The sequence below is a fragment of the Rheinheimera sp. ATLC3 genome (assembly GCF_059429535.1).
The window spans coordinates 2,767,056-2,788,488 of sequence record NZ_CM182103.1 but is presented as its reverse complement, the minus strand read 5'-3'; the positions used below and the strand labels follow the sequence as shown (position 1 = coordinate 2,788,488).

At 52.1% G+C, this 21,433-nt stretch carries 20 protein-coding genes; 14 read left to right on the top strand and 6 right to left on the bottom strand.

The genetic code is table 11. The features are described from left to right. Positions 1 to 43: 43 nt before the first annotated feature. The 13 genes from AC5SV9_RS12920 (at position 44) to AC5SV9_RS12860 (ending at position 8,912) form a co-directional block, all read left to right on the top strand. On the top strand, positions 44 to 787 hold the full coding sequence (locus tag AC5SV9_RS12920; protein WP_475149753.1) for a SapC family protein: 744 nt from the start codon (positions 44 to 46) through the stop codon (positions 785 to 787). A 9-nt stretch (positions 788 to 796) separates the two neighbouring features. Then, complete coding sequence (locus tag AC5SV9_RS12915) at positions 797 to 1,864, top strand: cupin-like domain-containing protein (protein ID WP_475149755.1); 1,068 nt, start codon at positions 797 to 799, stop codon at positions 1,862 to 1,864. A 16-nt stretch (positions 1,865 to 1,880) separates the two neighbouring features. Continuing rightward, positions 1,881 to 3,383, top strand: coding sequence for a tryptophan halogenase family protein (locus AC5SV9_RS12910; protein ID WP_475149757.1), 1,503 nt, complete (start codon positions 1,881 to 1,883; stop codon positions 3,381 to 3,383). 5 nt (positions 3,384 to 3,388) lie between these two features. Then, the gene (locus tag AC5SV9_RS12905; RefSeq protein ID WP_475149760.1) at positions 3,389 to 4,099 is read left to right on the top strand and encodes a DUF6445 family protein; all 711 of its coding nucleotides are present in this window, start codon (positions 3,389 to 3,391) and stop codon (positions 4,097 to 4,099) included. A gap of 191 nt (positions 4,100 to 4,290) precedes the next feature. Further along, positions 4,291 to 5,235 (top strand): hypothetical protein, encoded by a 945-nt coding sequence (locus tag AC5SV9_RS12900; protein WP_475149762.1) that lies wholly within the window; start codon positions 4,291 to 4,293, stop codon positions 5,233 to 5,235. 77 nt (positions 5,236 to 5,312) lie between these two features. Next, positions 5,313 to 5,786: a hypothetical protein gene (locus AC5SV9_RS12895; protein WP_475149764.1), complete on the top strand. Its 474-nt coding sequence runs from the start codon at positions 5,313 to 5,315 to the stop codon at positions 5,784 to 5,786. Between the two features lie 310 nt (positions 5,787 to 6,096). Continuing rightward, positions 6,097 to 6,573 (top strand): Tse2 family ADP-ribosyltransferase toxin, encoded by a 477-nt coding sequence (locus AC5SV9_RS12890; protein WP_475149766.1) that lies wholly within the window; start codon positions 6,097 to 6,099, stop codon positions 6,571 to 6,573. Then, positions 6,566 to 6,802, top strand: a complete 237-nt coding sequence (locus AC5SV9_RS12885; protein ID WP_475149767.1) for a Tsi2 family anti-toxin — start codon at positions 6,566 to 6,568, stop codon at positions 6,800 to 6,802. The genes AC5SV9_RS12890 and AC5SV9_RS12885 overlap by 8 nt, the downstream gene beginning before the upstream one ends. 426 nt (positions 6,803 to 7,228) lie before the next feature. After that, positions 7,229 to 7,567: a hypothetical protein gene (locus AC5SV9_RS12880; RefSeq protein WP_475149769.1), complete on the top strand. Its 339-nt coding sequence runs from the start codon at positions 7,229 to 7,231 to the stop codon at positions 7,565 to 7,567. A 70-nt stretch (positions 7,568 to 7,637) separates the two neighbouring features. Next, on the top strand, positions 7,638 to 7,874 hold the full coding sequence (locus tag AC5SV9_RS12875; protein ID WP_475149771.1) for a helix-hairpin-helix domain-containing protein: 237 nt from the start codon (positions 7,638 to 7,640) through the stop codon (positions 7,872 to 7,874). A 53-nt stretch (positions 7,875 to 7,927) separates the two neighbouring features. Further along, entirely contained in the window at positions 7,928 to 8,272 is a 345-nt protein-coding gene (locus AC5SV9_RS12870) for a hypothetical protein (RefSeq protein WP_475149772.1), read from the top strand. Between the two features lie 92 nt (positions 8,273 to 8,364). After that, positions 8,365 to 8,622, top strand: a complete 258-nt coding sequence (locus AC5SV9_RS12865; protein ID WP_475149774.1) for a type II toxin-antitoxin system Phd/YefM family antitoxin — start codon at positions 8,365 to 8,367, stop codon at positions 8,620 to 8,622. Further along, entirely contained in the window at positions 8,610 to 8,912 is a 303-nt protein-coding gene (locus tag AC5SV9_RS12860) for a type II toxin-antitoxin system RelE/ParE family toxin (protein WP_475149776.1), read from the top strand. Before AC5SV9_RS12865 ends, AC5SV9_RS12860 begins: the two co-directional genes overlap by 13 nt. A gap of 37 nt (positions 8,913 to 8,949) precedes the next feature. Here the strand turns inward: AC5SV9_RS12860 and AC5SV9_RS12855 are convergent, their stop codons facing one another. After that, entirely contained in the window at positions 8,950 to 10,839 is a 1,890-nt protein-coding gene (locus AC5SV9_RS12855; RefSeq protein WP_475149777.1) for a sialate O-acetylesterase, read from the bottom strand. 173 nt (positions 10,840 to 11,012) lie between these two features. On the opposite strand from AC5SV9_RS12855, the gene manD reads away from it, so the two are divergent. Next, positions 11,013 to 12,221, top strand: a complete 1,209-nt coding sequence (gene manD, locus AC5SV9_RS12850; RefSeq protein ID WP_475149779.1) for a D-mannonate dehydratase ManD — start codon at positions 11,013 to 11,015, stop codon at positions 12,219 to 12,221. Positions 12,222 to 12,475: 254 nt separating this feature from the next. On the opposite strand, the gene AC5SV9_RS12845 is transcribed toward manD, so the two are convergent. The 5 genes from AC5SV9_RS12845 to AC5SV9_RS12825 are packed head-to-tail and all read right to left on the bottom strand — an operon-like array spanning position 12,476 to position 21,422. Next, on the bottom strand, positions 12,476 to 15,040 hold the full coding sequence (locus tag AC5SV9_RS12845) for a glycoside hydrolase family 3 protein (RefSeq protein WP_475149780.1): 2,565 nt from the start codon (positions 15,038 to 15,040) through the stop codon (positions 12,476 to 12,478). A gap of 29 nt (positions 15,041 to 15,069) precedes the next feature. Then, complete coding sequence (locus AC5SV9_RS12840) at positions 15,070 to 17,538, bottom strand: glycoside hydrolase family 3 N-terminal domain-containing protein (RefSeq protein ID WP_475149782.1); 2,469 nt, start codon at positions 17,536 to 17,538, stop codon at positions 15,070 to 15,072. 14 nt (positions 17,539 to 17,552) lie between these two features. After that, positions 17,553 to 18,572: a glycoside hydrolase family 43 protein gene (locus tag AC5SV9_RS12835; protein WP_475149783.1), complete on the bottom strand. Its 1,020-nt coding sequence runs from the start codon at positions 18,570 to 18,572 to the stop codon at positions 17,553 to 17,555. A gap of 4 nt (positions 18,573 to 18,576) precedes the next feature. Next, positions 18,577 to 20,064: an MFS transporter gene (locus tag AC5SV9_RS12830; protein ID WP_475149786.1), complete on the bottom strand. Its 1,488-nt coding sequence runs from the start codon at positions 20,062 to 20,064 to the stop codon at positions 18,577 to 18,579. Positions 20,065 to 20,093: 29 nt separating this feature from the next. Continuing rightward, on the bottom strand, positions 20,094 to 21,422 hold the full coding sequence (locus tag AC5SV9_RS12825) for a family 8 glycosyl hydrolase (protein WP_475149787.1): 1,329 nt from the start codon (positions 21,420 to 21,422) through the stop codon (positions 20,094 to 20,096). Positions 21,423 to 21,433: the final 11 nt, after the last annotated feature.

The window sequence follows — 21,433 nt, the reverse complement described above, 5'->3', positions numbered from 1 at the left end:
TTGCAGTACAACAGCAGCTGTACAACAGAGACAGGACACAGACATGACACAACACGTACTGTTGAACAATATCGACCACCAGCATACCCGGGTGTTACACCATTTTAGTGCTGAGTACGGCGACAATCAGGTATCGGTACCGGTATTTCCCACCGAATTTACTGCGCTGCAACACGAATACGCCATTCTGGCACGCCATAACGAACAGGACGACAGCTTTCACGCCATCGCCTTACTGGGCTTAGCGCCAGACGAAAACCTGTATCTGAGCAACAACAGCGGTAATGGCTGGGATGCGCGTTATATACCGGCGCTAATGGAAAAAGGCCCGTTTCGTATCGGCTTTTCACAGCAGCAACACGCCACGCCCGAGGCGGTGGTGCATATCGATCTGGCACATCCTAAGGTTAATAACCAACATGGCCAGCAGCTGTTTTTAGACCAGGGTGGCAACAGCCCTTACCTGCAGCACATCACGGATACACTGCAGCGTATTCATCAGGGCATGGCGCTGACTAAACCTGTGTTTAACGCCTTTCGCCAGTTGCAATTGCTGCAGCCGGCCAATATTGAATACAGCCTGCAAAACGGCGAAAAACACCGCCTGAGCGGCAATTATTGCCTTAATACAGAAGCGCTGGCAGCGCTGCGTGGCCCAGAGCTGGAGCAATTACACCAGGCCGGTTTTTTACAACTGGCATTTGCCATGCAAGGCTCGTTGCGCCATATCAGTGGCTTAATTGAGCGTAAAAACCAGTTGCTGCAACGCCTGGCCGCGACGGCCTGAGGCGGCATCATGCATAACACCGCTGCAAGCACGACATCCCAAACGCTGACAATCAGCCGGCAATGCCGTGTTATTGACTGCTGTACTAGCGGCGAGGTGCCACAGGATATTTTCAGCACCGCCGAACCTGTGGTGCTTAAAGGCCTGGTTAGCCACTGGCCGATAGTGCAGCAAGGCCAACAGGGTAACAGCGCACTGGCCGGTTATATTGCCGGCCACTACAACGGCCAGCCCACCCAAGTGTACCGCGCCGGGCCAGGGCTGAATGGCCGCTATTTTTACAACGAAAACGCCACAGCGCTGAATTTCACCGTTGACACAGGCAAGGTAGACGAGGTTCTGCAGCAGCTGCTGGCCTGGCAGAGTTTGCCAGAGCCGCCTTCAGCCTATATCGCTTCTAACCTGATCCAGAGCCATTTCCCGACACTCAGCGCTGAGCTGCCGTTACAGCTGAACCGGCCCAAGCCATACTATGCCACCGAGCCGGACAGGGTCAGTATCTGGCTGGGTAACCGCTCGGTTGCCGCCTGCCATTATGACGCGTCAGAAAATTTAGCCTGCTGCGTGGCTGGGAAGCGCCGTTTTACGCTGTTTCCACCGGATCAGGTTGCTAATTTATACCCGGGCCCACTGCAGCCCACACCGGGGGGCCAGGTGATCAGCATGGTGAATTTTGACCAGCCCGATCTGCAGCGCTACCCGCGTTTTGTCGAGGCAATACACCAGGGTTACATTGCCGAACTGGAACCCGGCGATGCACTGTATCTGCCCAGTATGTGGTGGCATCAGGTAGAAGCGGGCGGCACTTTTAACGTTTTGATTAATTACTGGTGGAGCAACGCCCCGCGCTATACCGGCTCGGGTATGAACCTGCTGTATCACGCGCTGATGAGCCTGCGCGATAAACCTGAACATGAACGCAAGGCCTGGCAGGCACTGCTGAATTACTACGTATTTGACGACCCACAGCAGGCAGCAGCGCATTTACCGCCAGAGGCACAAGGCGTGCTTGGCCCGCTGGACGATATGCAGGCCCGCCAGCTCAGAGCCATGCTGCTTAACCGTTTAAATCGCTAACAAGAAGGACTCTGCCGTGCACACTGATACTGAACATCACCCTGCGGTTAAAAAAGTGGTTATAGCCGGTGGCGGCACGGCGGGCTGGGTGGCGGCAGCGGCGTTGTCAAAACGCCTGAAAGGCCAAATCGACGTCGTGCTGGTCGAGTCAGCAGAGATTGGCACTGTCGGCGTTGGCGAGTCGACAATACCGCCGGTGCAGCTGTTTCATAACCTGCTGGGTATCGACGAGCAGGAGTTCATGCGCGCCACCGACGCCACCTTCAAACTGGGTATTTCGTTTGAAAACTGGGGTCAGCTGGGCGACCGCTATATCCACCCCTTTGGCGTTACCGGCAAAGGCAGTTTTCTGGCTGATTTTCAGCATTATTACCTGCATGGCCGCACGCTTGGCATAGAGGCGCCTTTTGGCGACTACTGCTACGAATTGCAGGCAGCGTTGGCCGGCAAGTTTGCCAAAACCGACAGCTCTGTTATCAGCTATGCCTATCATCTGGATGCCACACGCTACGCCCGCTTTTTACGTGCCTTTAGCGAAGCACAGGGCGCGGTGCGCATAGAAGGCAAAATTGCACAGGTGCAGCAACAGGTTAACGGCGATATCCGCGCCCTGGTACTGGAAGACGGTACTGAAATCAGCGGTGATTTATTTATCGACTGCACCGGTTTTCGCGCGCTGTTGATTGAACAAACACTGCAAACCGGCTTTGAACGCTGGGACCACTGGTTGCCCTGCAATAAAGCCATGGTGGTACAAACTGAATCAGCCAGCACCCTGCCGCCTTACACCCGGGCGATGGCACACGACAGCGGCTGGCAGTGGCGTATTCCGCTGCAACACCGCGTGGGTAATGGCCTGGTGTACGCCGCCGACTACCTGTCAGACGATAAAGCCCGGCAACGCTTGCTCGGTAACCTGGAAACAGCAGCGCTGTTTGAGCCACGAATGCTGAGTTATCAAACTGGCCGGCGTAAAAAGTTCTGGCATAAAAACTGTGTCGCACTGGGCTTATCCAGCGGCTTTATTGAACCACTGGAATCAACCAGTATTTATCTGTTTATGAATGGCGTGATCCGGCTGCTGCGGTTATTCCCGTTTAACGGCGTGCAGCAACCACTGATTGATGAATATAACCACCAGTCGATCAGCGAACTGGAAAAAATCCGCGACTTTATTATTCTGCATTACCACCAGACTGAGCGCAGCGACAGCGAGTTCTGGAACTACTGCCGCACTATGAGCATTCCCGATTCACTGGCACACCGCATCGAGCTGTTCCGCGCCAGCGCGCATGCGTTTCAAACCGGGGAAGAAATGTTCCGGCTGGAGTCATGGTCGCATGTGATGCTGGGGCAGCGCCTGATGCCACAAAGCTATCATCAGTTAGTCGCCAGCCTGCCGCCGCAGCAATTGCAGGCGCACCTGCAGCAAATTCGTGACACCATCAGCCATGCCGTGGCGCGTTTACCACAGCACAGCGATTTTATCCGCCAGTACTGTGCCGCCAATACGGACTAACCGCTATGCTCGCTGCTAACCCCGCTATGCAGATCCAATGCCTGCGCCCCGGCGACGAGCAATCACCGCTGCTGCTGGTGGATAACTTTCTGGCGAAGCCAGAGCTGCTAGTCGCCGATGCCTGTCAGCAACACTTTAGCGCTAACTCGCCTTATTACCCCGGCGTGCGTGCACCGGCACCGCAAGCGTATCAGCAAGTGCTGCTGCAAAGCCTGACGCCGGTATTGCGTGAAATATTCGCCCTGCCCGCCGGCGCGCTGAGCTTTTCGGTTTGCCACTATTCACTGGTCACCACAGCGCCTGAGCAGTTAAAGCTGCTGCAGCGCATTCCACACTTTGACACCACCGAAAAACACGCGCTGGCGGCAGTGCATTACTTATTTCACGGCAATCAGGGCGGTACCGCCTTTTACCGCCACCGCCAGAGTGGTTTTGAAACCATAGATGACAGCCGCGCTGCACAGTATTACCGCTCGCTGGAAGCCGAAAACGACGGCCCCAACCTGCCGGGCCGCGATGCCGGCTATATTCACGGCGATACGCCTTTATTTACACAGATAGCAGAAGCCGAAGGCGTATTTAACCGGCTGGTGATCTACCGTCGCCATGCGCTGCACAGCGGCATAATCCCGCCCACCGCCAGCCTGTCGGCCAATCCAGCACAAGGGCGGCTAACCATCAGCAGCTTTATTGACCTGCAGCCAGAGCTTGGCTAAACACTACTGATACTTTGTCAGATGGCTTACCCCCTTATTTGTCGCCAACACAACTATCAGCTGTTCCTGTAAGTTGTTGTAAGTTCTAAATAAGCGGTGTAGTGTTCAGTAAACTAAATTTACAAAAGCAGGTTAATCCGTATTTAAAAGCGGCTCGACCCACCGAATAAGTGTCATATTTTAGAGGAAGTATGAACATAATTAAGAGCGGTCCCTTTAAGGTTCCTAAATTATCAGATGATCACCCATTTTATGGACAATTGCTTGCTAGAGAAGTAGAGAAGTTGGCTTCCCTGCCTGATTTTTCTGATGACAAAGGGTTGTTTATTCTTTCCGATTTTGGTGGTGAACATAAAGGGGCTGACTTTACAACCTACTCAATCTTGATCTGCTCTGCTGACAAAAGATTTTTTTTCGAAGAGAAAACTAAACAATTAAGAGCTAAAAATGGTCTGGATAATCCATGGAAAGAATTTGGTTTTAAAGATCTAGCTTATGGCCCAATCTCTAGGTCATTAGATGAATTTCTTAGTCTCGCTAATAATTTCATTCATGGAATCTTGGTGACTATTTCAATAGATCAGAAAATACCGAGTCTTTTTGGTCTTGATAAAAAAGAAGCTCAAAGTCAAATTGTTGATCTATTTCTAAAAAACGATTTAGGCGAGTGGAAAGGCAAGGAGTCAGAAAAAGTACTTCGGGTATGCCATGCAATTAGTATATTTATGTCTCTTGTTGCTTTCTCAGGCCAAAAAATACTGTGGTTATGCGATCACGATTCAATAAATGTGGACGGGAAAAAACGGGATTTCACCCACACACAGAAGATATTTGGACGATGCCTCGCAATGTATAGCGATAATCTGTACAAAATATATGGGTTTGCAAAGCCATTTGAAAAGGATGCAGTAACAAATGACTTACTCAGCTTGACTGATTTTTCAGCTGGTATTGTACAAGAAATCCTTCAAAGAGAAGTTTCGAAGAAAAATGTACAGCTATCTGATGAGAAAGCAAAGTTGGTCAAATGGATGGGTACAAATAGTTCTTTCCTCACCAAAGTGAACTTAGTTTTTACGCAACAAGATGATGGAGATTGGGGTGTTGGTTATATCGACATTCAAGCAAAAATATAAAAATCTCAAGCCTTCAAATGAGTTTCCGCCGCGCTGAAAAATTGTCCGGTGTTGCGAGCGTTATAATAGGAGGAGTAATGATCAGAGATATTTGGGAATGGATACAACACGTGAATTATTTACATAGAAAAGTGCGTCGGTCTTGCTCCGTATTTGCCGAACATTTTAACGGTTTTTACTCGCCTGACTTTCTCAAGACAGCATTTTTCGTTGTTACCGACGAAATTCCAAAGCCTGATTTTCCACAACTCCGGGAAGCAGGTTTAGGAGACTTCATCGACATGGATGTTGGAGGTATTACTTACAACGATACCTATTACGTAAAGAAAGAGGCCGCAAACAATCTTCAGCTTCACTTCCATGAATTGGTTCATGTGTTGCAATGGCGAGAGCTAGGCCCTCAAGGTTTCATAGAGCGCTATATTCAAGAGATTCATAAATATAAGTATGACAATGCTCCGCTAGAAAAAATGGCCTATGCCTTAGAACGCCATTACCAGAGCAAGGGACAGCATCTCAGCATTGAGCAATTTGTCCAAAAAAATTTATAGCCATTCGCCTCATCTGGATGCACTAAAGTGCACCCGAGCGCCCCGCGTGAAGAATAAGCGAGGTCAAATCAAGATTAACGTAAACCAAGATAAAACGACCATCCCACTGTTATAAAGCCTTGTTGTTAAACGTAAAAGCATCTTTATAAATTGCCTACCTTTTCACTTCTGATAAAGCCAGTCTTACTCATTGTTAAAATATCGTTTTATAGGTTAATATTTTGAGCACTTATGAATCTGATTTTGTAATCCAGTTTCAGGCCTTCTGGTAAGAACCAAACGTTAAACCTATAAGATAAAGGACTACTCTATGAACACGATTGAAAAACTACTAATATCGCGTGGTGAGCTTGAGCGCATTTACGTTGGACAGTTACATCTGTACCTTTGGCGGGCACTTCACAACTCAACCAAAGCAAATAATCCGCTATATCCTGATTTTGAGGAGCGTGAAGTTCGCGCTGGCGTATTGCGAGCGCCAGATGTAGAAGTAACAAAAGATAAAAGCGGCAACGAATTGGTCGTATCGCAACTTGGTAAAGGTACATCGTTATTCGATAAGCCCGGCGCGTTCGGAGCAGGCAACTGGACTTACTTTGAGATCCCGGAAGGCACACAGATTCCATCTGGATTAATCATTACCAAAGACAGTTATAACAGACGTTTTAATGCCACGCATTATTCGATAAGCCCCAATTACACTATGCCAAAGTCACAATTTATCGCTTTGCTGGATCAATTAGCCCGAAATGCAGAAGCGCAAAGAAGGAAGCTGGGAAATGGTTGAACTTAGTCTTGCTACCCTGATGGTAAGCATCCAGGCAGTGGCCAAACAAATTGAGTATTTTGAAGGTCTGTTGAGTTCTGAAACCGTAAGGGATAAAGAAGAAATCCAAGAATTGCTGTTGTCACTGGATAATGCAGCAGAAGAACTTAAACAGGTATACCAAAGCCGTCGGCAAGAAGGTAGCAATTTCCCGGTGTATGAGAAGTTGGTACAGCCAAAAGCGGGTTAATCCGCACTTAAATTTAAATGCGGGTAAATCAGAAAGCCCTATAAATCAAAGGAATGAACCATAAAAACCTGCCCATACTGCACAAAGATGCTGCCGTTCTTTAACATTGTTCCGCAACGAATGACATCGTCTAAAACCAAGCCGTTAATTTGTCCTTCATGCAAATCGGTTATATCGGCAGAAGGTGGAGCAAGCTTGTGGGTGCCGTGTGTGATGTGTTCATCTGGCGGCTATATCTTGGGTAAACTGTTAGGTGGTTTCAGCCCTTTTGTCGTGGCTATCTCCGTCATTGTTGGCCTGGTACTTTTCATTGTTTCATCGTATTTTACGGCTCCAATTCGGGATGCATAGGAATAGTTATAACAAGACTAGTCAGCATCACTCCGCTGCTGTTGACGGCGTTATACGTACTCTTTAAGGATGAATATGAAATTTAAAGCAGAAATTTTCGTAGCTGGGCTTTTGTTTAGTTCTTTATCATTTGCCGAAGACGAGGCTCCGCATTTGTGGTGGGGCCATGAAGCTTTGACAAGCGATGTTGAGAAGTGTGTCTTAAAGTCGCAAGTCGCGCTTTTGAAGAATGGGTATAAAAATATTTCGTTGAATGAAGAGTATAATTTTCTCTACGCGACAAAAGAAAAAATGAGAGTTGGCATTCAATGCCTTGCTCAAGGTAATGGATCATTTGTGTATGTCAATGTTGCCGGTGGTGATATAAAAGCAGTAGAACAGAACCGCAATAACTTGTTATCTGCTATCAACTAGAAAATGTATAACCAGCAGTAATAAACGGCGTCAGATCAAAATTATAGCTATGTGGCGTAAGGAACTTCGTTTGGCATTTAGTGAATCAGAAAAAAACGCTCTACTCGCCGTGAAGGGTGTCGGGCCTACGGTAGTGAAACGTTTTGAGGAAATAGGTATAGACTCATTTGCTGAGTTAGCGACCTATGAGCCAAAAGAAGTTGCTGAAAGAGTGGCGTCTATGCTTAGAACGACTTGCTGGAAAAACAGCCCTCAAGCCTTGTCGGCGGTCGCGTCTGCAATAGAAAGAGCAAGACAAGGTTTATAGACCAATAAACAGCATCAGATCGAAATGATCCAAGCCGGGGGTTAGAAGCCTTTATGAAAAACTCAATCATTTTAATCTTTTTGCTTTTACCTTGTTGTGCATTCGCGGTGAATGAAATCAAAGTGCAAGCCGATCTAGAGTTTCTGTTAGATACCCAAAAGGAATCTGGAAAATTATGCTTTGGTGAAAACGATTGCTCGACCTGGTCTACGTTCTACTTGTTCAATGCGAATGTGAACAAAGTAATCGTTGGTACTGAACCTAGCCCGTCATTTAAAGTTATTTATGGCCGACATGCTTTGCTAAAACAGGATTTAAATGGTGTTGTAATAACACTACGAGAATTGGAGCAAGGCAATAGTTTTGGGGCAAAATACCAAGTTACTAATATTGAGTAAGCGACATCTATCGCGCTTGCTTTAAGCTTTGAGATTGCCCCGCTGGCAAAGTGACACTATAGTATCACTTTAATTCAGGTCAGAGTGAGCCTATGAAAGTTGAGCTGGTTACCAACCTTAAGCGCCAGGCTACTAAGATTCTGGCGGAGCTACATTCATCGAAAGAGCCCGTGCTGATTACCGAGCACGGCCAGCCATCTGCCTATCTGGTTGATGTGCAGGATTATGAATTTATGCAGCATCGGCTTAAGCTGCTTGAGGGGCTATCACGCGGAGAACGTGCGGTACTCGAAGGCAGAACCTATAGCCAGAGTGAAGCCAAACAGAAAATGAGTAAATGGCTGAAGTAATCTGGACAGAGCCCGCTCTTCTGGAACTGGACGCCATCGCTGAGTACATCGCTTTAGATAATCCTGCTGCCGCAAGCAAGCTGGTACAAGATGTTTTCGATAAAACCGGGCGTTTGGAAAACTTCCCCGAATCCGGCCGCATGCCACCAGAACTGCCTGACTCGGTTTACCGGGAGCTGGTGGTGCCGCCCTGTCGCATTTTTTACCGTCAGGAACAGCAGCAGGTGTTTATCCTCCATGTGATGCGGGAGGAAAGACAGCTTCGCGCGTACATGCTTGAAAACCGCTAACAACCCGCAGCGAACTCTGCTACGTCTGCAAATGGCATCAATCTGCCGGATAAACAAAAGGCGATGCTGGTAAGCCTGCCTGGTTATACAGCACTGCATCCGGGTTATCGGCCCAGGCATAGCGCACCTGCACCGGCGCTTTAATATCAGCATGCGATAGCACTACCTGTTTACCCTGTAATTTTACCTGCGCCCAGCGGTACTGGCCGTCGCTGCCGGCAATGGCAAAGCTTTGGCCGGGTTTAAGCACCAGCTGCAGGTCAAAGCTGAGTAGCAACTTATCGCCCTGCGCTTGCACCTTTTGCAGCTGCGGCCCCTGATATTGCACATCTTCGCCCAGTGCTACCGCACGTGCCGCTAATGCCAGGCGCTGACCGAGCGTTTTTTTATCCACCGGGTGGATATCGTTCCACTCGCCTACGTCGATCGCCACTACCATGGCGGTATTGGGCTCGTCCTGTACCCGGCGCTGCGCCTCACGCAGCGCTGCCCAGCCGCTGTCGACGGGCTGAGGGTTCTTTTCAAGATAATTAGCCAGCTGTACATATAAAAACGGCAGGTCTGGTTGGCGCCACTTAGCGCGCCAGTCCCGAATTAACGCGCGAAAACGGCTTAGATACTGCTGTTCGCGGCCGACATTCGACTCGCCCTGATACCAGATCACGCCTTTTAGCGGCAATTTGGTCAGTGGCGCCGTGAGGCCGTTATATAAACCCAGCGGCTGCCAGCGGATAAAGGTATCGCCCGGTAACACTTCTGCTTTGCCACCGGTACGCATTTTCCAGTCGCCGCTAAGCGCTATTTGCTGCGTATCGTTACCCAGCCAGTAAGGTTTATCCGGCATCAGGCCGGTCTTACCGGTGGTCGCGGTAATGCGCACGGCAATCACGTTAGGCCCGGCTTTCAGCACATCTGCAGGTAAAGGGTAGCGCCGTGGCGGATACTGATACGTAGTATGACCAACCTGCACGCCGTTAATGTACACCTCATCGGCATCGATGATAGAACCGAGCCGCAAGGTATCGGCAGCTGCAGCTTGCGCCGCTGTGAGCTGCAGGGTTTTACGCAACCACCAAACGCCGGTAAAGGGCTCGGGCAAAAAGCCCGGTACGCTGAAGCTTTGCCAGTTGCTGTCATCCAGCTTTGGTGCATACCAGGGCGTATCACCGGTTAAACCGGCATCGGCTTTGGCCAAAGCACCATACCACTGTGCATTTTTGGCTTTATCGGCCGCTTCAATCTGCGCTATCAGCGCTTTATCACGAAACTTTAGCCCTTGTGCCAGTGCATCCGGAAACGCCTGCAACGCTTCTTCGCTGAGCCAGGCCTCAACCGGCGAGCCGCCCAGCGCGTTATTTACAATACCCACAGGGATGCCATTGTGCTGATACAGCTCGCGGGCAAAATAAAATGCCAGCGCCGAAAAACCGGCAATATGTTCTGTGGTAGCGGGCTGCCATTTGCCGCCACTCAGATCCTGCTGCGGCGCATCAAAGTTATAACGCTGCGGCACGGTAAACTGGCGAACCTGCGGATAATTGGCGCTACTTAAATCCTGCGGATAAGCCTCAGCTACCCTTGCCATTGGCAGCTCCATATTCGACTGGCCCGACGCCAGCCAGACATCGCCAAAACAAATGTCGGTCAGCGTAATGTTATTTGAGGCGGCAAATGTAAGGCTATGGCCACAACCCGGCGCTTGCGATGGCAGCGTAAACTGCCAGCGGCCGTTTTTAGCGCGCGTCTGGCCGAGCACAGTGTCGTTTAAGCTTACTGTCACCTTTTCAGTATCATCTGCGTAACCCCACAGCGTAATGGCGCTGCCGCGCTGCAATACCATGTGGTCACTGAGCAGCTTGGGCAAAGTAATCGCGGCCTGTGCACAGAAGCTACAACTTAAGGCCAGCAGTAATAGTGTTTTCGTCATCGGGTATCTCCGGCAATACGATGGCTTCAGCCTACCATGCTGTATCAGTGCGCCAAGCCTTTGCCTAAGAATGGCTAATAGCGAATAAAAAAACGTAAAACTGGCAATGGCTTTCTCAATTGCCCTGCCATAACGCCATGTTAGCCTGTGTTTTTACTAACAGGGTAACCACTATGAAAATCATTGCTGCACGGGTGATTGTTTGCAGCCCCGGCCGTAATTTTGTCACGCTGAAAATCGAAACCGATCAGGGCCTGTACGGCATTGGCGACGCCACGCTAAATGGCCGCGAGCTGGCGGTGGCCAGTATACTGAACAACCACATGCTGCCCTGCCTGATTGGCCGGGATGCCAGCCAGATTGAAGATATCTGGCAGTATTTTTACCGCGGAGTGTACTGGCGCCGTGGCCCGGTGAATATGACGGCGCTGGCAGCGGTGGATATGGCGCTGTGGGACATTAAAGCCAAAGCCGCCGGTATGCCGCTGTATCAGTTACTGGGCGGGCGCAGCCGCGATAAAGTGCTGGTGTATGGCCATGCCAACGGTAACGACATCGACCATACGGTAGAAGCCGTGGCGAAATACCGCGAGCTGGGCTATCAGGCCATCCGCGCCCAGTCTGGCGTGCCAGGTTTAGCCTCTACCTATGGCGTGTCTAAAGATACTTTATTTTACGAGCCGGCCGATGCCAGCCTGCCAACAGAAAACCTGTGGTCAACCAGCAAGTACCTTAACCACACACCAAAATTGTTTGCCAAGCTGCGCCAGCAATTTGGTGATGAACTGCACCTGCTGCATGACGTACATCACCGTTTAACGCCGATAGAAGCCGCCAGGCTGGGTAAAGAGCTGGAGCCTTACAAGCTGTTCTGGCTGGAAGATACGGTACCGGCGGAGCTGCAGGAGGGTTTCCGGCTCATTCGCCAGCACACCACTACGCCACTGGCAGTGGGTGAGGTGTTCTCGTCAATTCATGATTGCCAGCAGCTTATCAGCGAGCAACTGATTGATTATATCCGCACTACGTTAGTACATGCCGGTGGCATTACGCACCTGCGCCGCATTGCCGCCCTGGCTGAGCTGTACCACGTTAAAACCGGCTTTCACGGTGCCACCGATTTATCGCCGGTTACCATGGGCGCGGCGCTACATTTTGATACCTGGGTGCCTAACTTTGGTATTCAGGAATATATGCGCCACACGGATGAAACTGATGCGGTATTTCCGCACGACTACCATTTTGCGCAGGGTTTTTTGCACTGCGGTGAAAACCCGGGCCATGGCGTCGATATTGACGAGAAACTGGCGGCCAAATACCCGTATCAGCGGGCTTATCTGCCGGTAAACCGGCTGGAAGATGGCACCTTATTTAATTGGTAAAAAGCTTAACTGGTAAATCTGAACGCCGTAGTAAAGCTGTATCCACCCGAACAGGTTTACCCACGCCAACACGCCGTAAACCCATCCCTGGGGGCTCGTTTATGAACTTCATCCATGAAGTTCACCCTACGGGCCAGCAGAGCTGTTCAAATTCGTTCCCGGCGAATTTGTCCGCCCGTCCAGGGCTTCAACGGTTGGCTTAGGGTAAACCTGTTCTCCTCAACCAGCAGCGCCATTCCTACCAGACACCGCTGTTAATTCCCGCAGGTGGCATTCCCTTCATTTTGTGCCAGCCGCACATTGGCCAGTTGCAGTACCAGGCCAGCATCGCTGCGCAGAACCATAGGCTGTGTTACCCGGCTAATATCAAAGTTACCGTTGGCCTGGCTGAAGCAGCGCAGCGCTATTTTCGTACTGTGCCAACCTTTACCCTGCATTGCCTGCAGCTTGCTGCTGATATCCAGCATACTGGCGCAGTTATCGCCGCACTGCATACCCAGTTCAACCTTAGTGCCTGCAGCAACCGACACCACCTGATACTCCAGCTCCAGCGCCATATCACCGTTTGACTGGCGGGCTAAATCCAGTGTTATGCCATCAGCGTGGCCCAGCCGTACTGTCGCAGTTTTGTCAAACCGTAGCGTGACCGAGTCTTCCTGTTGCAGCCGGTCGGTGGCCTGCGCGGTAACCGCCCCTGCTGCAGAGCGCTGCTGCGCATCCGCCACCACCGTGATGGTGCCTGCATCTGACAGCTGTAACTGCCACGGCGTCACGGCTTTACCGGCATACAAATAACGGCTGGTATTTAACATTGCCGCGGCGCTGATGCCGGCATTTTCATGCAAAGGCGCCAGCACAGTATTGTCGCGGTAACTCAGGCCATAGCCGTAAGCAAATAGCGGGTTGTAGTTAGCGTCACCGACATTAAGCGGCTCGCCTTTGGCGTTGTCAGGCCAGGAGAATGATAACCGGCCCTGAAAGTCGTAACGCACGCTGCCATCAGCGGCACGAAACAATACATCAGCTACAGCCCCACCCTCTGAGCCCGGTAAGAAAGCCGCTACAAAGGCATCAGACTGGTTCAGCTCCGGGTTTACCCACAATGGCCGGCCGGATAAAAACACACTAACGGTTGGAATTCCCTGGGCTTTTAACTGTTTGAGAATTTGCAGTGCCCGGCCATCGTCAAACGCCAGATGGCTGCGATCGCCAATAAACTCAGCATACGGCTCTTCACCAAACACCACTATGGCGACATCGGGCTTAACGCTGAAACGGCCGTTTTCACTTAGCTCCGTGCTACCGCCACCGGCCTGCACAGCGTGCTGAATACCGGCATAAATAGACTCACCATTGGGGAAATCATGATTACTGTTGCCAGAGCCCTGCCAACTGAGCGTCCAACCGCCACTTTGCTTACCGATATTATCGGCACCGTCACCGGCTACCAGCACTCTGCTGCCAGCGCGCAGCGGTAACAGTTGCTGATTATTTTTCAGCAGTACCAGCGATTTACGCGCAGCTTCGCGCGCCAGTGCGCGGTGGTTGGCGTTCCCCAAAAGCTCATAACGCCCGGCCAGCGGCCGCTGTGACGGCCTGACCTGATCAAACAGCCCCATTTCGGCTTTGATGCGCAGCACGCGGCTTACTGCCTCGTCCAGCCGCGCCATGCTGATACGGCCATCTTTTACCTGCGCCAGCGTATTGGCATACAGCGTTTGCCAACTGTCCGGTGCCATATACATATCCAGCCCGGCCAGCAGCGCGTTGGCGCAGTCAGTTGGCGTGCAGCCGGCAACCTGGCCGTGGCCGTTCCAGTCTCCTACCACAAAGCCGTCAAAGCCCATGCGCTTTACCAGCACATCGGTCAGCATAGGCGCAAAACCATGCATTTTACTGCCATGCCAGCTGTTATACGACGCCATTACCACCCGGGCACCGGCTTTAATGGCGCTGTAATACGGCAAGGCATGAATATCGCGCAGCTGAGCTTCAGTGCTGATGTTATCGCCCTGATCTTTACCGGCCACTGTGCCGCCATCACCAAGGAAATGCTTTACCGTGGCCAGCATATGTTCACCGCGTAAAAAATCTTCTGCGCCAACCTTGCCCTGAATGCCCTGCAGAATATAAGGCGCATAACTGGCAACCAGCGCCGGATCTTCGCTGTACGACTCATAAGTACGGCCCCAGCGGTCATCACGCGCTACCGCTATCGTCGGTGCAAAAGTCCAGTCCAGCCCGGTTACCTGCATTTCAACCGCGGTTGCCCGGCCAATAGCCTGCAGTAACTGGGGTTCGTGCATAGCACCAAGGCCGATATTGTGCGGAAATATCGTCGCACCTTTTACGTTGCTGTGGCCGTGCACGGCATCAGTGCCCCAGAACACCGGAATATAAGGCCGGCCATCGCTGGTGTCGGTGCTGGCTTGCCAGAAGGCATCAGCCAGCTCAAGCCAGGCCGCAGCGCCCACTCTGTTATCACGCCCCGGCGCCGAGTTACCGCCATTGAGTACGGAACCCAGATAATACTGCCGTACCTGTTGTGGCGTAACCGAAGCGATATCGGCCTGAATAATCTGGCCGACTTTCTGTTCGGTGCTCATTTGGCTTAGCAAACTGCTGACTTTGCGTTCTATGGCTGCAGAGCGCGCAACCGGCGAGGCCTGCATTGGCCAGTTCTCGGGCTCAATGCGCGGCTGCAGCTGTGCGTCGCTACTGCCCTGCTGCGGTGACTGGCTGCAGGCAGCCAGTAAAACGCTGCCAAGCAGCAGGCAGCTGCGTAACGGCGTGCGGTATTTAGTGTTATCAGACATCATTATGCCTCCTGTGAACCCTGTATCTGCGCTCAGCGCGCGGTGACGCTAACCTGACTTAAGTAGGCTTTGTTGTCACTGACCTCGGTCAGCGCTCCGCCGATACTGAAACTGCCCTGTAAGCGGATATCTGCTGACGAACTGCCAAGCTGCACGCTGATTTCGCCAGGTTCCACTACCCAGCGCATAGCCTGATCAAAAAATGCCAGTAAGTTAACCGGCAAGCTAAAACGGACTGTGGCTTGTTCGCCACGTTTGAGCGTAACCCGGGTAAAGCCCTTCAACTGCTGTACCGGCCGGGTAACACTGGCTACCGGATCGTGAATGTATAACTGCACCACTTCGGTGCCGTCACGCTGGCCGCTGTTACGCACCGTCAGACTGATGCCGACCTCACCATTGGCCTGAGCCCTGCTGGCATCAATTTTCAGGTCGCTGTAGCTGAAGCTGGTGTAACTGAGGCCATGGCCAAACGGATACAGCGGGCTGATATCGTCAAACAGATAGCCGCGTTTTGCTGATGCTTTATGGTTGTAATAACTTGGAATATGGCCGGCACTGCGCGGGAATGTCAGCGGCAATTTACCCGAGGGGTTAACATCACCAAACAGCACATTCGCCACTGCACTGCCGGTTTCCTGGCCCAGATACCAGCTTTCAATAATGGCTGGCATGGTTTGCGCAAGCTCGCCCAGCGCCAGTGGCCGGCCATTTTGCAGCACCAGCACCACCGGCTTACCGGTTGCCAGCAGCGCGTTGGCCAGCTGCAGCTGATTACCCACCAGCTGCAGGCTGGTGCGATCGCCCAGGTGTTTATCGGCCCAGGCTTCACGCGACAGCCCTTCGTTTTCACCCAGTACCAGCACCACCGCATCAGCGCTTTTTGCCAGTGTCACGGCTTCATCGAGTAACCCCTGGCGGTCCTGCTCGTCAGCCAGTGCTATATCATCATGGTTCCAGCGCTGCATGGAAAAGGTACCGGCCTGCTCGCTACGCTGGCGTACATCGGCCAATGCAAAGACCTGTTCGGCTGAGCTTGCCGGTGCTGCCGGCAAGGGCTTGGTGAGCAGTGTGCCGCGGGCGAACACCACCTCAGCTTTACCCTGCAGTTTTTGTTTCAGCCCCTGATAAATACTGACCGTTTGGCGCGGAATACTGCTGTAACCGCCGAGTAAGGTTTCATCCGCATGCGGCCCGATGACCGCCAGTTTTTTAATTTTGCCGGCATTTAACGGCAAAGTGCCGTCATTTTTCAGCAATACCATTGATTTTTCCGCTACGTCGCGCGCAAAGCGCTGGCTGGCATCAGCACCCACTTTTGCATCCGCCAAAGCGGCATCAACATAAGGGTTTTCAAATAAGCCGAGCCGGAACTTCACCCGCAGCACGCGCCGCACCGCCTGATCAATAGCCGTTTCGGCTAACTCGCCGCCTTCAACCAAGGCCTGCAAGTGCAAAAAGGTGTCCGGATCGGGGGTTTCCATATCCACGCCGGCCAGCAGTGCGGCTTTAGCGGCCAGCGCATCACTGCTGTATAACTGATGGCGGCTGTTCAGCTCTTTAATGGCAAAATAGTCACTGACAATCACACCGTTAAAACCCCATTGCCCGCGCACTATGCCCTGCAGCAACGGCTGGTTAATGTGTGACGGTATACCGTCAATTTCGTTATAAGACGCCATAATACTGCCGGCATGCGCCAGCTTTACTGCGGCTTCAAACGGCGGTAAAAATACTTCATGCAGCTCACGCGGGCCGATTTGCGCCGGTGCAATGTTAACGCCCGCCTGCGGCTGGCCATGGCCGGTAAGATGCTTCAGCGTGGCCACCACTTTATCTTCAGCAAAGGCGCCGTCTTTGCCAGCATTGCCCTGAAAGCCTTTAACGGCGGCCACGCCCAGTGCTGACATCAGATAAGGGTCTTCGCCCATGGTTTCTTCAATCCGTCCCCAGCGCGGGTCGCGGGCGATATCCAGTATTGGCGTCAGCGCCCAGTGCGCACCGGTGGCTCGCATTTCCTGCGCTGCTAGCGCATACACATCATGCATAATTTGTGGTGACCAGCTGCTGGCCAGCGCAATCGCCTGCGGCAGGCTGCTGGCATCAAAGGCGGCATAACCATGCAAGGCTTCTTCGTGCATCAGCGCCGGTATGCCCAGCCTGGTGTGTTGTTTTAGCCAGCGCTGCAACGCATTATTAAATTCGGCGGTCTGCTGAGGCGTTTTAAACTCGCTTGGCCGGCCAATATGGCCAATACCGTGCGGTATCAGCTTAGCGGCTGCGTCAGCAACAAACCGCAGCTGTTTATCTTCCAGCGTGCGTCTTTGCTGCCATACCGTTTGCAGTTGGGCAATTTTTTCTTCCAGTGTCATGCGGCCCAGCAGGTCATCTACCCGCTGATCTACCGCCAGGCTGCTGTCCTGATACGGCAAAGCCGCAGGCTCCGCTGCGGCCAGTGCACCGGCAGATACAAGCGCAGCAAACAACAAAGCTTTATGCATAACGGGGCTCCCGGTTAATCACGGTATGGCGTCAGGGTAACAATACGGCCGTTGGCGTCGTGTTGCAGCGGCGCCATTTTTACCGAGCGCAGATGGGTGACGCCTTTTGACAACACCGAGTCGTGGTAAAACAGATACCAGTTGCCGTCCACTTCGCAGATTGAATGATGGCTGGTCCAGCCAACGACCGGCTGCAGAATGCGGCCCTGATAGGTAAAGGGGCCGTACGGGCTGTCGCCGGTGGCGTAGCAGATAAAATGCGTATCGCCGGTAGAATAAGAAAAATAGTACTTACCCTGGTATTTATGCAGCCAGGATGCCTCAAAGAAACGCCGCTCAGTATCGCCGGCCAGCAAGGGTTTGCCGTGCTCATCCAGAATAATAATTTCACGCGGCGCTTCGGCAAATTCCAGCATGTCACCACGCAGCCTGGCCACTTTTGGCCCCAGTGCAGGCGCCGAGGCTTCAGGTTCGCCATACTGTGCGCTGTACTGATTGTCACGGTACTGCTGCAACTGCCCGCCCCAGATACCACCAAAATACAGATAATAACTGCCGTCATCGTCGGCAAACACCGCCGGATCGATTGAGTAGCTGCCCTGTATTGGTTCTGGCTGCGGCGTAAAGGGCCCTGCCGGGCTGTCACCGCAGGCAACGCCTATCTGAAAGCGACCGGCGGCATTTTTTGCCGGAAAGTAAAAATAATAGCGCCCCTCTTTGCAGGCGGCATCCGGCGCCCACATTTGCCGCTCGGCCCAGAGTACATCATCGATATGCAGCGCCACGCCATGGTCCACCGCCTGTGCCTGCGGATGGTCCAGCGACAGCACATGATAGTCCTGCATGGCAAAATGATCACCATTGTCATTAAAGGCCACACCGGCCTCGATATCATGCGACGGGTAAATATAGATGCGGCCTTCAAACACATGGGCAGAAGGGTCTGCAGTATAAATATGCGTGACCAGTGGCTGTGACAAGGCGCGCTCGCGCAAAGCCTCACATTCGTTGTCGGTCAGAAGAGTGTCGGCCATGGTGTTAGTCTCCCTGCACGGCAGCAGAAACAGCGCGGCGCTGCTGCAACTCCCGCTCAATTTCAGATTCTTTACGTTTATTAATTTCGTATACCAGCATGCAGGCAACCCCAAGCAGGAACGGCAAGGCGGCATAAATACTGACCGACAGCTTAATACCCTGCACCGTATCGGCGGCCTGCAGCGGTAGCTGGGCATCATAGCCGTAGTGCGCCAGTATGCCTGCTACCAATGCGCCGCCAATGCTCAGGCCCAGTTTCAGGCCAAAAATCATCGCCGAAAAAATAATGGCGGTAGCACGGCGGTGATGTTTCCATTCAGAGTAATCGGCTACATCAGCAATCATCGCCCACAGCAGCGGAATGGTAATGCCGTAAAATAAGCCGTGCAGTATCTGCGCTAAAAACACCAGGCCAATAGCATCGGCAGGCAGCCAATAAAACAGCAGAATAAACAGCGTCGAGATAAACAGCGCTGTAGCAAACACATCGCGTTTGCCAAAGCGGTCGGCCAGCGGCTTGGAAAAGCCAATGCCAATAATCATGCAGATAATGCCGCCGGCATTAAACAGGCTGAAACCGGACGTTGCCGCATCTTCAGGCCATAAAAAGCTGTTTAAGCCAATACTGTTCAGCAGTGCATTTAAGCCGTTAATAAAGCCATTAAAACCAATATCCTGCAAAAATTGCGCGATATCCGGTGCACTTAAGTAATGCTCGAAGTAAAAAATATACATGCCGCCTTTTAGTGCCAGCGTAATAAACACCAGCACGGTCAGCAGCAGCATAATCGCCCAGGGTTTGTTGCCGGCCAGATCAGTTAAGTCCTGGCGGATACTGGATTTTTCGGCCTGTGGTGCAAACACACGCTCACGGGTAGTGAAAAAAGTGATCAGAAAAAACACTATACCGGTGCCGGCAAACAGCAACATCACACTTTCAAAACCGGCGGCTTTATCGCCTTCGCCGAAGATCAGCACCAGTGGCAGCAACAAGGCCTGAATAATAAACTGCGCTATCATCACAGCGACAAAACGGTAAGCCGACAAGCTGTTACGTTCGGCCATATTGCCGGTGAGCACACCGCTTAATGCCGAGTACGGCAGGTTATTGGCAGAGTAAACCAGCACCAGCAACACATAAGTGGTAAAGGCATAGATAATTTTGCCTTGTGGGCTGAAATCCGGGGTGCTAAACGCCAGTAACGCTATGACGCCAAAAGGCACGGCAGTCCATAAGATCCATGGCCGGAATTTACCCCAGCGGGTTTGGGTACGGTCTGCTATCAGGCCCATCACCGGGTTAAAACAGGCACCAATAACACCGCCGGCAAAAATAATACTAGCCGCGGCGGCCGGGGGGATCTGATACACATCGGTGTAAAAGAATGCCAGAAAAGTCATCAGCGTCTGAAAAATCAGATTGGCAGCCAGATCACCCAGGCTGTAGCCGATTTTCTCCGTCACACTTAGTTTATGCGTTACTGTCTGCATTTAAATTTGCCTGTTGGTTATCGTTGTTTTTATTCTGTTTTTGCTGCTTGTGCAGCCGGCAACCATGCCTGAAACTGACCACTGACATGCAGCAACCCGAGTAAATACAGCATGCCGTCGTAGTAGCGGTACTGGCCGCTTGGGATCGGCTGCTGCCACAAGGCCCGGACAAAGTCTGCCGAGTGCGGGTTGCTTGCCGCCAGGCTGGCTACCGCATTCATCGCAACCAGACCGGCTGTTGGCCCAGCATTTTGATCTGTATCGAGTTTTTTACCATCCAAACTGTACTGGCCGCCATAATTATTTAAGCCCTGGCTGGCAAAAAACGTCTGTAAACGATTGCTGCGCTCTACCGCACGTTGGTCTTTACGCCACCAGCTCCAGTCAAACGACCAGTTCATTGCGCTGCGCCAGGCATCAAAACGAAAGTCGGCGGCTTCAGGCCGCCAGGGCGCGGCCCAGGGGCTGCCATCAAAATTGCCATAATCGGGTGTCAGGCCGGTTTGCGGATGGGCAGCGTTGCTAAAATAGTCGCGGCTAACCTGCGCCGCCTTGTGCCAGAAACTGCGGTCAGCTTCTGGCCCTACTCTGGCCCAGATTTCGTAAAATGCCGGTAAATGATAAGAAGCGTCGGTATGGTCGGCATTGGGTAGATCCGGCGTAAAGCGCACCATCGCATACTGCGGATGGAACATATTAGTACCGGTTTGACTGCCGCGCTGTGTATTGCCGGTGATCAACTGGCGGTGACGCATATGTTTTAGCAGCGTATCGGCCTGCGCCTTGTATTGGTAAATACCCTCGCCTTCACCCCAGCGTACCGCGGCAAAATACAAGGCGGTAGCAAAGTAAATTTCACCGTCCGGTGCCGGCATTTCATCCAGTGCTACGCCATCGCTGCGCACCGACCAGGCAAAGTAGCCGTAGGCCGGGTGAGTGGCATCGGCATGGTACATATGGCTTTTGGCCCAGTTCCACAGCGCATTGAATTCAGCTTGTTTATTCAGTTGCACGGCGATCATCATGCCGTAAGACATGCCCTCAGAGCGCACATCGTTGTTGTTGATATCAAGAATATACGCCTTGGCACCTGCGGCATTGCTGCCCGCCGGAAAATACACCGCCTCAGTTGCCGCATCGCCATAAAACAGCTGCGTAAAAGCCAGCTGAATTTTGGCATTCACCGCCTGTGCACTGTAGCCCTGGGCCGCAAACAAATCAGGGTATTGCCCGCTTACGGCACTGCCCTGCTGTGGCTGTTGGGTTGTTTCAGCTGCACCGGCGCAAAGCGCGAATAACAGTATGCTGGCCAACATGCAGGGCTTGAGGAAGGCAGTAATGCTAAGTGCTGATGTCATGCTGACCGTCG